The following is a 12747-nucleotide window of genomic DNA, read 5'->3' as shown; positions in this document are numbered from 1 at the left end:
CGGGATTGCAAGTTCTTGCAGCCTAATACAGATTTTGGAGGAATATGGTTAGGAGGAATAGTCAGCTTCATGTAAAATGGTATTATGTCAGAATAAGTGTTACATCGTGGAAAAGGAGATCATGCATGAGACGCGGCTTGCAAATTATACTTATTGCGGCAATATTATTTGCCTTTTATATTCTGGGCTTCGGATTCCTGGGGAGCTTCGGCGGCACGCTGGTCAGCATATTTCAGACGCTGACTGTAATTACGGTGGGGCTGGCCATCTTCATGGAGAACCGGAATCCTTCCAGTACCCTGGCCTGGATCCTGCTGCTGGTGCTTCTGCCGGTGGTTGGCCTGATCCTGTATTTCCTGCTCGGCCAGAACTATTTCAAACGGAGGAAGTTCGACAAGAAGGCGCTGAACGACCAGAAGGCTTACGAGATGATTGATAACACCAATCTGCATGCGGGCTTTGATCTGTCCACGTTCACGCCGGGACAGCAGAAGCTGCTCAAGATGTCTCATAAGATCGCGCGCACCCCGTTCTCCATGGCGACCCGGACACGAGTGCTCACCAACGGGGAGGAGACGTTCTCCTCGCTGCTGAAGGAACTGAAGATGGCGAAGCACCATATTCACATGGAATATTACATCTACCGTGCGGATGAGATCGGGCGTGAAATTCAGCGTACGCTTATCGAGAAGGCGCGGGAAGGTGTTGAGGTCCGCTTTATGTTCGATGCGGTGGGCAGCATTGGCCTGTCTAAGGCCTTCCTCAATGAGATGAGGGAAGCGGGGATCCAGATCGGGATTTACGGACAGGTCCGGTTCCTGGCCTTGTCGAGCCGGGTGAACTACCGTAACCACCGTAAAATCGTTGTCATTGACGGCAACACCGCCTTCATGGGTGGCCTGAATGTCGGGGATGAGTACCTAAGCCGCAGCAAAACCTATGGCTTCTGGCGGGATACCCATATGCTGGTGAAGGGGGAAGCGGTGAGGTCTCTGCAGATTATTTTCCTCCAGGACTGGAAGTATGTAACCGGCGAGAAAATTCTTGGCCTGGAGTACTTGTCTCCTGAAATGGAGCTGGGCTGCAGCGGCGCGGTCCAAATTGTGCCGAGTGGTCCGGATAATCCGACCCGCTCGCTCAAGGATATCTTCTTCTCTATCATTACCTCGGCCAAAGAGTCGGTATGGCTCGCAACACCTTACTTCATACCGGATGAGGATCTGCTGACGGCACTGCGCGTAGCGGCAATTTCGGGTCTTGATGTGCGCATTCTGTTCCCGGCGAAGCCTGACAAATGGCTGCCTTACCTGGCCTCACACTCTTACTTCCCCTCCCTGCTTGAAGCAGGCGTGAAGATCTACGAGTATGAGAAGGGCTTCCTGCACGCCAAGCTGCTTATTGCTGACGGGGAAGTGGCAACGGTCGGCACGGCCAATATGGATATGCGAAGCTTCCATTTGAACTTCGAGGTCAGCGCGCTTCTGGTTCAGAGTGACAGTGTTCGCAAGATTGTTGAAGATTTCGAGCGTGATCTGAACTCCACCAAGCTGATTGAGAGAAAAGCCTTCATGCAGAAGCGCGTTGTAGTACGGCTTATGGAATCGGCAGCCCGGCTCATGTCGCCGCTGCTCTAGGCAGGTGGTATCTAAGCCCGGCGCAAGCCAAAAAGCGGCTGACTCAGGATGACGAATCCTTGAGTCAGCCGCTTTTTATTAATTTGTTGTGAAGCCCAGCCCCTTCTGAAGCCGGTACATGATGTCCTTGAACCAGACGGATTCTTCATGATAGGCACTGTAATCCAGGCTGTATTCAGCTCCCTCGTTATACCAGATCCTATTGAAGTAATGGTCCAGATCCCGGGTCAGCTTGTTCCCCTTAGGCACGGATATCCACAGATCATTCTCGAGGTTGAGGTCGTCCAGATTGCGGGCTGTGAAGTTGGCCGAGCCGCCCATCACCATGCTGGGGCCTTTCGCCTTGGCAATATAGAGAAGCTTTGTGTGGTATTGCTCCTTCGTAGTATTGTACCAGCGTATCTGCATCTCCTGACCTGAGCGTTCCAGAAGCTCTTGGGCCACTGGACGATTGAGAAGTCCGATCTTCTCCTGACCGAACGCGTTCTGATTCGGATCGAGGATGAGACGAATCTGGACACCGCGCTGCCCAGCCTCTACAAGCTCGTTCAGAACCTGGCTATCGGCCAGATAGAACATACCCATCCATAAGGTATCTCCCTTGGTGGTACTCCGGATCGACTCAAGCAGATATTTATAGATCTTGCCTTCAGTGAGATATCGGATCTGAAGGGGAGCGGAAGCGGTCTGGGATATACCGCCCGGACCCTTGGACCCTTGATTGGAAGAAGCGCCCTGCCACCTTGGCAGAGCTCCGCCGCCGGAGAAGTCCGCCACAGCCTGTTCACTGGACAGGATATCCGCGGTTATATTCCCGCGCACCTCAAATGCGATATTGGAGTGCAGCGCACTGGCATTATGTATATTTCCCGAGGAGATTAAGGCACTATTCTCGGTCGCAACCACCTTTCGGTGATTAGCCTTCACATTAAGCAGCTTCAGATAGGAGCGCGCGGTAATGTCAGGTCCGCTTGAAGCCATGAGATTCGGGATCCAGCCGGTCCCCGAATGGCCGAACCATTGGATGAAGGTCCGCCATATCGCTGAATAAGCGGGAGTCGAATCCCTTAGCGGATTGACGTCGGTAATAACAATCTGGGCACCCGCCTGCTTGAGCTGCTCGAGCAGGGGATTCGGAGCCGAGCCGTAATTGGTGTTGATCTCATCGGTGACGAACGTAATTTGAAGGCGGGGATGCTTCTTTTTCTGAGCGATCAGCCTTCGGGTCACTTCACCGCTGACATCGGGATAACGCTGACCTTCATGTACATAATCGTTGAACAGGAACAGATCGAGCACGACATATTCCCGGGCTTCCTCTATCATTTGAAGCACCCGGTCTACAATTTGCCGTTCCTGGTGCACGCCCCCTTTTCCATCCGGATAGGTCAGATCATACAGAAAATTCACTTCATCCACGCTGTACAGGGGGCTCTCATACGAAGTTCCCGCGGGAAGAGGCTTATGAGTCTGATAGATCATGACGGCGGCCAGCCATACTGTGAGCACAGCGAGAGAAATAAGGAGCCGGCTGAGCAGGGAACGCTTCCGGGAGCTTTGCGAAGAGATACGCGGATTGGATAAAGGCGCCATAGTTACCCTCCTACTGCTTGTTTATGTTCTATTTAACGTATTTGCAGCCGTGTTGAAGCAATTTCAACAACCCGAAGTGAACTAACCGGAAGATGGTATGTTGTTCTGGCGCTCTCCTGGTGTATAATGAGTGTACTTTTTTTGTACAATGTTTGGTATGCTGGAATATGAAGATAGACGCAGTGACGGAAATAGAACCAGAGTGGAGTGAAAGGGTTGTATTCGATCAAACAAGTCTCAGCGATGCTGAATATCCCAACGGTGACAATCCGCGCGTGGGAGAACCGCTACGAGGCCGTGGTACCCGAGCGTACGGATGCTGGATACCGCTTATACACCGAGGAGAATGTAGAAGATCTCAAATGGCTTAAAGCCCAGGTTGAAGAGCGGGGGGCGACGATCTCCCAGGCCGTGAAAATGCTCAAGAGCCGAAAGAAAGAGGAGGATCAAGCCTCGGCGCTTCTGTCGGAACTTCCCAAGGCAGGCGATCAGACCGCTTATGCCAAGATGGAGGAGCAAATCTATGAGGCGCTCCTCTCCTTTCAAGGGGAGAGGGCGAACGGGCTGATTGATTTCGGCTTCTCGCTCTACGGTTATGACGCCATGTTCTATCACGTGCTGGTGCCTGTTCTGATTCGAGTGGGTGCAGCCTGGGAGCAGGGGCGGGCGAGTGTGGCGCAGGAACACTATATGACCCAGCTCATCTCACAGCGTTTCTTTCAATTCTTTCATTTGTTCCCGGTCAATCATCTCATGCCCAAGGCGCTATCCTTCTGCCCGCCAGGCGAGCACCATCAGGTCGGCCTTCTGCTGTTCTCCTTATTCCTGCGCAAGCACGGGGTGGAGGTTCTCTATCTGGGGGCGAACACTCCTGAGGAGGATCTGGTCAGAATTATCCATGCTCAGGACATCTCTCTGGTCTGTCTATCCCTGACAGATCCTTCTCTGATCGAAGAGACAGACGAGCTGGTAAGCCGCCTGAAGTCAGCCTGTCCGCATATTACGGTGGCGCTCGGAGGCAAGGCTTATGAGCGTTCTCCTAATTGTAAATATCCTGAATCGGTCCTCAAGCTGCCGGCCGAGGAATGGAAGGATTGGCTGGAATCGCTGGTCCGCAAGTCATCCAAACACTAGAAGTCTCCGTCCCTCTGGGAACAAGGAGGCTTTTTTTGCGTGTTTGGATCTTTCGAGGGCAGCCTGGAAAGTTCGTCATTTACAACGGAGTATAATATTTGTATGATATTTGTATAACGTTGGTATAAAGATTGGACAGGAAAGAGGTGGCCTGTATATGGCCCAACGCCCTAACGGGAGGCGAGTCGTTGTAATCGGAGCCGGACCGGGAGGTCTCGCTGCCGCGATGCTGCTGGCGCATCAAGGCTACGAGGTTGAAGTGCTGGAGAAGAATGATCGAGTTGGAGGCAGATCATCCGGGATCACATTGGGGGAGTATCGCTTTGACCGGGGAGCAACCTTTCTGATGATGCCGCAGCTGCTAGAAGAATTATTTACCGCTGCAGGCCGTTCCTTGGATGACTATATTGTCATGAAGAAGCTAAGTCCGCTGTATTCACTGCATTTTGGAGATACCGTATTCGCGCCGTCAGCCGATCCTGAAGCGACCGCGGCTTCCATTGCGCGGTTGTTCCCGGGAGAAGAGGCCGGCTACCGGCGATTCATGAAGGATGAAGAGATCAAGTTTGGCAGGGTGATGCCGCTTCTTCAGAGGCCATTCACTTCGCTGCGTGACTATTTCAAGCCCGATGTGTTCAAGGCATTGCCCAAGCTGCATCTGACGGAGACGGTATATGAGCGGCTGTCCCGGTATTTCGAGGATGAACGGTTGAAGCTGGCATTCACCTTTCAGGCGAAGTATTTGGGCATGTCTCCTTGGAATTGTCCCGGAACCTTTACGATCCTGTCGTTCCTCGAACACCGCTACGGCCTTTTTCATCCTGTCGGCGGCATCCACCAGGTGTTCGAAGCCATGGCCCGGATTATCCGCGAAGATGGCGGGAGAATCCGGCTGTCTACCGGAGTGAAGCGGGTGATTACCCGGAACGGGCAGGCAGAGGGTGTTGTTCTCGACAATGGAGAGAGAATTGAGGCAGACCATGTTGTGCTGAATGCCGACTTTGCCGCTGCCATGAACAGCTTGTTCCCTCCGGGAGAACTGAAGAAGTATACACCAGATAAGCTGTCACGCAAAAAGTATTCACTGTCCACCTGCATGATGTACCTCGGCATCAACGGAGCAATCGATCTGCCGCACCACTCCGTATATTTCGCTGAAGACTATCGGCGTAACGTGGACGATATCACTCGCCGCATGCAGATCTCCAAGGACTTTTCCCTATATATTCATAATCCATCCGTCGTTGATCCCACACTCGCTCCACCCGGCAAATCCTCGCTGTACGTGCTGGTTCCGGTACCGAACCTGAAGTCTGGAACAGACTGGTCCCGTGAGGCTCCCGCTTACCGCGAAGCCATCCTTGACCGGCTGGAGAGGATTCCAGCGCTTGTGGGAATCCGGAATAGAATTGAGGAGGAGCTGATCTTCACACCGCAGGACTGGGAGAGTCAGCTCCATGTGTATCAGGGGGCGACATTCAATCTGTCCCATTCGCTGAATCAGATGATGCTTCGGCGGCCGCATAACCGGTTCGAGGAAGTTGAAGGGGTATGGCTGGTTGGCGGAGGCACGCATCCCGGCAGCGGGCTGCCGACGATATTTGAATCCGCGAAGATCAGCGTCTCCATGCTGATGCAGCAGGATGAGCTCCGCAAGACGGCTGGATCGGGCTCCCCTCCGATGGCCGGGAAAGGCGGCGTTGTATGAAGCCGATGAAGCGCGTGGCGATAGTAGGGGGTGGAATCGGGGGACTAACCGCGGCTCTTATGCTGAACAGACATGGTGTGGATGTCACGCTGTACGAGCAGAAGAACAAGGTGGGAGGCCGGCTTGCCTTTGAGCAGGAAGGAGCCTACAGAATTGATCAGGGTCCCACTATTGTTCTGCTGCCGGAAATGCTGTTGTCGCTGCTGGAAGAGGCGGGTGTCTCCCGGAGCCGGATCACGCTTCTTCCCTGTGAGCCCATGTATGACATTCATTACGCGAACGGTAGAAAGCTTACGAAATACCGGGAGCGGGACGCTATGGCTGAAGAGCTGGCCAAGGTCTTTCCTGGAGAGGAGGGCGGCTTCATCCGTTTCATGGAGCGAATGGAGAAGCTGTATCCCGCGGGACAGGAGTCGTTTCTGGAACGTTCCTTTCCCCGCCGGCGCGACTTCTTCACCCCGGATAATCTGCGCCTAATGTGGAGACTCCGGGCTTACCAGAGCCTGCGGACAGCCGCGGCCGGCTACTTCAGCACAAGCGAGGTCCGCGACGCCTTCTCCCTGCAAAGCCTGTATATCGGGGGAGCGCCGCATCAGACCCCTGGAATCTATACGATGCTCCCTTACGCGGAGCATGCTTTCGGGGTCTGGATGCTGAAGGGAGGTTACGCGTCATTGCCTCTCGTTCTTGAGGAGGAGCTTCGCAGGCGCGGAGGAACCATAGAGACTGGCCGGCGGATTGACCAGCTGGTTGTGGAGAATGGCGTCTGCCGTGGCGTTGTGGCGGAAGGAGAGCGGCAGGCCTATGACGCTGTCCTCTATAACGGAGAATTCACGGGAATGGAAGAGCTGCTTGTGGAAGGAATGGAAGGGAAGCCGGCCTCACGCAAGAGAACGTTCAAGCCCTCCTCAGGTTGTGTGCTGGTCTATCTGGGTGTCAGGCGCAGATGGTCGGAGCGGCGGACGCATCAATTCTTCCTGCCGGAGTCCTTCATGGATCATATGCATGAGGTCTTTGAGCATGGCCGTATTCCAGGCCAGCCTTCTTATTATGTCTTTAATCCGGCTGCTCTTGATGAAGAGGCGGCCCCGCCCGGGGAGAGCGTTCTCTATATGCTTATTCCGGTACCGCCAGGTCTTCACGGACTGAGCTGGGCGGATGCTGCGGAACCCCTGGTCGAACGGGTGCTGGAGGATGCTGAACGGCGGGGATTCCCCGGCCTGAGAGGGGCGATAGCCTGGCGAAGAATTCGGACGCCGGAGGATGCCGCGGCGGACGGACTGTATGGGGGAGGAAGCTTCGGTATCGCCCCCGTGCTTCGTCAATCCGGAGTGTATCGTCCCCAGCCGCGGCCTTACAACATTCGCGGATTGTACGCGGCGGGCGCTTCAATTCATCCAGGCGGCGGAGTTCCGATCGTCATGCAGGGAGCCGGAATGGCGTCCGAGCAAATGTTAAAGGAGATGGGAATCGAGTGGATATCCAAATGAAGCAGTGCGAAGATTTGATGAGAGAGAGGTCCTCCTCGTTCTATGAAGCATTCAGAGGTCTGCCGAGCCCGCGCCGCGAGGCGGTGTTCACCATCTACGCATTCTGCCGAATGATTGATGACAGTGTGGATGAACCTGAACACTCGCTCTATACCCTTGATCAATTGGGAGATCACCTCATGGAGCTGGAGAAGGCCGATGGTCATTTTATATGGCCGGCTCTGCGCGGGTTGTTCGCTTCTTTTCCAAGACTTACGAAAGAGCCGTTCTTGCGCCAGATGGAAGGGCAGCACAGCGATTTGACCTTTACCCATTACATTACAATGAATCAGCTGGAACGGTATTGCTATCTGGTTGCCGGAACCGTCGGCGAGATGCTGCTGCCTGTCCTGCGGGAGGTTGATGATGAGAGCAATGAAGCGGTACAGGAATCAGGAATTGCGCTAGGCAAGGCGATGCAGATTGTCAATATTATCAGAGATGTTGGTGAAGACCTGGCACGCGGCCGCAGATATATACCGCTTGAGCTTATGGTTCGCCATGGCTACACCGAGGAAGAGCTGCTTCGCGGCGAGGTTAACGGGAAATGGATCGCCCTTGTTCAAGATCTCGAACAGCTTGCGGCAGGCTGGCTGCAAGCTGGAATGAAGCGTCTGGACGCATATCCGCCAGAGAGCGCGTTCGCGGTAGAATTATCCGCAGTGCTGTATGGGGCGATCCTTACGGCGGTCAAGGACAATGGATTTGACGTATTTCGCAAGCGGGCCTTTGTGGAAGACAGGATGAAATTTCAAATCTATCGCAGGGTCAAGCTGCGGCATTTCGGCGGCTCCGAGGTTGATCATGAGTTTGTTCCGAAGAAGCTTAGTGGTCAGCAGCAGATGGCCGATACGGTTGGATGGCTGTAGTATCGCGTGTATTCTGGCTCTGGTACAGCGTAGGAGCCGTGTTGTTGGTGTTCATGAAGGTGCCCGAAGGCTTGAAGTTCTCGAACGGGCTGTTCCTGGTTCTGTACGGCGCATACGCTCTAAGCCTTCTCCACCAGGCGGAAAATCGGCTTGATTACCCTGTTGCCTGGCGCCAAAGAACCGGGTATATCGTGCTTGCGGCGACCATAATCTGGCTGGGCGGCATGGCTGTGGAGTGGATCGGCGTGAACAGCGGCCTTCTGTTCGGGAGTTACAGCTACTCGGATGTCTTGGGACCGCTGGTAATGGGAGTCCCCGTGACGCTTGGGTTCGCCTGGATCGCCGTTGTTGTGAACGCGTTCCTGATCAGCGGGAACAACGATTCCGTGCGCGGAAGAGGCTCCCGGATCATGCGAGCTGCCCGGACGGGAGCGTGGGCGGTGCTGCTTGATCTCGTCCTGGATCCCGTAGCCCAGCACAGCGGGTACTGGTACTGGTCCTCTGCAGGGGGATTCTATGGAGTGCCGTGGAGCAACTTCCTGTGCTGGTTCCTGATAGGAGCACTGCTGTCTTTAATTTTGCCGCATAAGCCTTTGGGGCCTGTCTGGATGCGGAAAGGCAAGATTCTGTACCAGATGATTCTGCTGCTGTTCGGACTCGTGGCGCTTCGTTATGGTCTTTGGCTCTGCCCGATAATTGCGGCCGCCGGAATCCTGCTTGCCGAGAGGAGCTGCCGTCATGTTAAAGGCTGATAAATCGGCTGCATTTCAGCACCTGTTCGACCGGTACAACAGATCCTACTTATTGAGCAGACACTTCCGTTCTATCGCTATAAAAGGTCAGCTGGACTGCGGAGCCTTGAATTCGGGACGTCCTATTATGTATGTAATGAACCATACTTCCTGGTGGGATGGCCTTCTCGTCTACCATGCGATCCGCAGGCAGTCGGCCGGGGACCATTACATGATGATGGAGGAGGAGCAGCTTCAAAAGTATCGGTTCTTCCGCAGGCTGGGGGCTTTCTCCATCAACAGCCAGAGTCCCGGCTCACTGAGGAGCACCTTGAAATATACGGAGCAGCTGCTGAGCCGCGAAGGCAGGGTCTGGATCTTTCCACAAGGAGAAATGCTGCCTCTCGAGTCCCGGCCGCTGGAGTTCCGCCGCGGCGTTGGTTACTTGCTGGAGCGTTGTCCTGAGACGGTCGTGATCCCGGTTACGCTGTATCACGGATTATTCCTCGGCATGAAGCCGGATGCTTACATGAGGGTGGGTACCCCCGTGGCGGAGCCGTGGGGCCATCTTGGCTCTTCTGGCTCTGCCCAGCTGCTCTGTACTCGTCTGGAGACGGAGCTGAATCTGCATAAAGCGGAAATTCTTGAGGCCAGGGGAGAGCTGCCAATCGGATATGCGCTGCTGCTTAATAAAAGCCGGTCTACAAATGAGATCTATGATGAGGCCAGAAGAAGGGTGGGGCTGTAAATGTACTATCTATGGTTGTCTCTGACCGTGATATTAAGTGTTCAGCTGGTCTTCGTATGCTGGAACACGTCACAATTGCCGCGGCTGCCGCTGCGGCGGTCCAACGGGGCTCTACGGGCTCGGTTCCCTCAGAATGCAGCCAAGATCTCGGTACTGATTCCCGCGCGTAATGAAGAGGACAATCTGCCTGCTTGTCTGACTTCGGTTCTCGGCTGCCAAGCCGGAGACTTGGAGCTGGAGGTGATCGTGTTAGACGATCGATCAACGGATGCCACATACAAGCTTGCTCAAGCTGCAGCCGAGCGGGATTCACGGGTTCGTGTGATCCGGGGGGCGCGGCGTCCACCAGGGTGGATGGGCAAATCCTACGCTTGTCACCAATTGGCTCAGGAAGCCAATGGAATCTGGTGGCTGTTCCTGGACGCGGATGTGCGGCTGCGGCCGAATGCGCTGCAGGCCGTTATGGCTGAAGCAGACGTACAGGGTCGGGGGCTGATTACCGGATTCCCCAGACAGGAGACCGGAACATGGCTTGAGAAACTGGCTGTGCCGATGATGGCACTGGTTATTGCCTGCCATCTGCCTATACGGATGGTTAGACAGAGTGGTGATCCCCGCTTCGTAGCGGCCCATGGCGCGTTCATGTGCATTCACCGCGACAGCTACGCGGCATCCGGCGGCCACGCCGGCATCGCCTCCTCTCTTCTGGACGATATGATGCTTGCCCGGCGAGTCAAGGAAGCCGGAGATCCTGTGCTGCTGTGCGGCATTCATGAGGTAGCGGATATGCGGATGTACCGTAATGCGGAGCAGGTGTGGAATGGATACAAAAAGAACATTTACGAAGGGGTCTCGAGAAATGGATTCCTGCTTGGGAGCATTCTGACAGGATACATGCTGGGGTATGTACTGCCCGCCGTGGTACTGATTCTGGCACTCTTTCTCGGCTGGTGGGAGACTGCCGGACTTGCCGCTATTACGACGGCTCTTGGGATGGTGATCAAGGCGGTGAGTGATGGCCGGAGCGGCAGGCCAATATGGGGAGGCGCTCTAATGCCAGCCAGTGCTGCTGTGTTCATCGCGATTGCAGCGGCTTCCTGGAGATCGGGGAATGGTGGTAAAGGCTACATATGGAAAGGAAGGCACTATTCATGACAAAGAGAGGAAAGGCCCTGATCGTAGGCGCGGGATTTGGAGGATTGTCCTGTGCGATTCGGCTTGCTTGTCAAGGTTATGAAGTGACTGTGCTCGAGCGCCAGCAGGAGGTCGGCGGCAAGCTGCAGCGGATCACCGCCGGGAAGTACCATTTTGACCGCGGACCGAGCACGATTACCATGCCGCATATATTTAGGAATGTGTTCACTCACGCGGGCAAAAATATGGATGACTACATACAGTTATATCCGCTCGAGCCGCGTACACGGAATGTTTTTGCGGATGGAAATGTAGTGGACTTAACCTCTGACCGGGAGCGGATGCGGGAGCAGATCGAAAAATTCAGCCCGCGGGACGCCCTTCGCTATAATGATTTTCTTCAGGAATCGGGGCAGCTGTACCGTTATGCCGAAGACAGGTTTCTGAATAAGCTTCCCCTGACCTGGAGGGACAAGCTTGCTCCGGACATGGTCCTTGGGCTTCTGAGAATCCGGCCACACCTCACCCTCCAGAAGCTGCTTCTTCGTTACTTCAACCATCCGAATACGCTGGCGATGTACGACCGTTACGCAACATATGTAGGTTCATCTCCGTATGAGGCGCCGTCCATCTTCGGGATGCTTGCCCATGTGGAGGCGGAGCAGGGAATATACGGGGTACGAGGCGGAACCTACGAGCTGATCCGGGGATTTCGGCGGCTGGCCGAGGAGTCGTGAGTACGGATTGAGACAGGGACTCAAGTGACAAGCCTGAGAGTCAGCGGCGGGCGGGCCGCCGGAGTCGAGACGAACCGGGGAAACTATGAAGCTCCGGTTGTTGTTATGAATGGAGATCTGCTAAGCGCGTCCGCGGAGCTGATTGAGGACAGGAATCGGCCCTCCCTGTCTGATCGGAAGATCTCCGCTTACGAGCCTTCCTTATCGGGTTTCTCCCTTATGGCGGGAGTTCCAGTCAAGTTCACTGAGCTGCTCCATCATACCGTGTTCTATCCAGCCGATTACAAGCGGGAATTCAGGGACATATTCACATATGAGCGTCCTCCCCTTGATCCGGCCATCTATGTCTGCGATTCCTCTTATTCTGATGGATCCGGAGCACCGGCGGGAAGCAGCAATCTGTTCATATTGGCCAATGCCCCCTATTTATCAGCAGCTTGGGACTGGACGAGGGAGAAAGAGGCATATACCTGGCTGATTCTGTCCAAGCTTGAGCGTCTGGGACTGAAGGGAATAAGACAAAGCGATGTGTTGAAGACCTATACCCCCGCTGATTTGGCTAAGGATACACGTGCGCACAGGGGAGCAATTTATGGTATTTCTTCGAACAGCATGAACCAGGCCTTCTTCCGGCCTCCGAATCGCAGCAAGGATATTCAAGGGCTTTGGTTCGCCGGCGGCACAACACATCCGGGCGGAGGGACCCCGATGGTTACTCTGTCCGGTCAGCTGGTGGCGGACTATATCGCCAAAGAGACCTTGTGAACGCCTTGATGGCAGGACTTTGTATGAAAAGTTAGGCTAGTTCCCGGCTTGTAGATTATAATAGCAGCAATAGATGGGAATGTTATGCTGCGAAATAAAGCAATGAACGACAGCAGCCGGCAGGAGGAGCGGGGATGAAGGAACGTAATAGAGTTGGGGGCAGAC

General features: G+C 54.7%; 9 protein-coding genes and 1 pseudogene. 9 read left to right on the top strand and 1 reads right to left on the bottom strand.

The window, feature by feature from the left end; translation table 11 throughout:
- Positions 1-125 precede the first annotated feature (125 nt).
- Entirely contained in the window at positions 126-1634 is a 1509-nt protein-coding gene (cls, locus tag LDO05_RS16890) for a cardiolipin synthase (protein ID WP_251376470.1), read from the top strand.
- 78 nt (positions 1635-1712) lie between these two features.
- Here cls and LDO05_RS16885 read toward each other — a convergent pair whose 3' ends face one another.
- Positions 1713-3227 carry a phospholipase D family protein gene (locus tag LDO05_RS16885; RefSeq protein WP_251376469.1) on the bottom strand — a complete coding sequence of 505 codons (1515 nt, stop codon included), beginning with the start codon at positions 3225-3227 and terminating at the stop codon, positions 1713-1715.
- A gap of 216 nt (positions 3228-3443) precedes the next feature.
- On the opposite strand from LDO05_RS16885, the gene LDO05_RS16880 reads away from it, so the two are divergent.
- From LDO05_RS16880 to LDO05_RS16845, 8 genes and pseudogenes are all read left to right on the top strand, one after another.
- Complete coding sequence (locus LDO05_RS16880; RefSeq protein ID WP_251376467.1) at positions 3444-4361, top strand: MerR family transcriptional regulator; 918 nt, start codon at positions 3444-3446, stop codon at positions 4359-4361.
- Between the two features lie 157 nt (positions 4362-4518).
- Positions 4519-6069, top strand: coding sequence for a phytoene desaturase family protein (locus tag LDO05_RS16875; protein WP_251376466.1), 1551 nt, complete (start codon positions 4519-4521; stop codon positions 6067-6069).
- The gene (locus LDO05_RS16870) at positions 6066-7559 is read left to right on the top strand and encodes a phytoene desaturase family protein (RefSeq protein ID WP_251376465.1); all 1494 of its coding nucleotides are present in this window, start codon (positions 6066-6068) and stop codon (positions 7557-7559) included. Before LDO05_RS16875 ends, LDO05_RS16870 begins: the two co-directional genes overlap by 4 nt.
- Positions 7544-8467: a phytoene/squalene synthase family protein gene (locus tag LDO05_RS16865; RefSeq protein WP_251376464.1), complete on the top strand. Its 924-nt coding sequence runs from the start codon at positions 7544-7546 to the stop codon at positions 8465-8467. The genes LDO05_RS16870 and LDO05_RS16865 overlap by 16 nt, the downstream gene beginning before the upstream one ends.
- A complete protein-coding gene (locus tag LDO05_RS16860) occupies positions 8458-9219 on the top strand; it encodes a carotenoid biosynthesis protein (protein ID WP_251376463.1) in 762 nt (253 codons plus the stop codon). Before LDO05_RS16865 ends, LDO05_RS16860 begins: the two co-directional genes overlap by 10 nt.
- Entirely contained in the window at positions 9206-9946 is a 741-nt protein-coding gene (locus LDO05_RS16855; protein ID WP_251376461.1) for a lysophospholipid acyltransferase family protein, read from the top strand. Before LDO05_RS16860 ends, LDO05_RS16855 begins: the two co-directional genes overlap by 14 nt.
- Positions 9947-11101 (top strand): glycosyltransferase family 2 protein, encoded by a 1155-nt coding sequence (locus tag LDO05_RS16850; protein ID WP_251376460.1) that lies wholly within the window; start codon positions 9947-9949, stop codon positions 11099-11101.
- Positions 11077-12582: pseudogene (locus LDO05_RS16845) on the top strand (phytoene desaturase family protein). The gene LDO05_RS16850 and the pseudogene LDO05_RS16845 overlap by 25 nt, the downstream one beginning before the upstream one ends.
- Positions 12583-12747: the final 165 nt, after the last annotated feature.

Source organism: Paenibacillus sp. YPG26, assembly GCF_023704175.1.
Taxonomy (GTDB): Bacteria; Bacillota; Bacilli; order Paenibacillales; family Paenibacillaceae; genus Fontibacillus.
The sequence above is the reverse complement of the archived record's forward strand: the minus strand, read 5'-3'. Positions and strand labels throughout refer to the sequence as shown.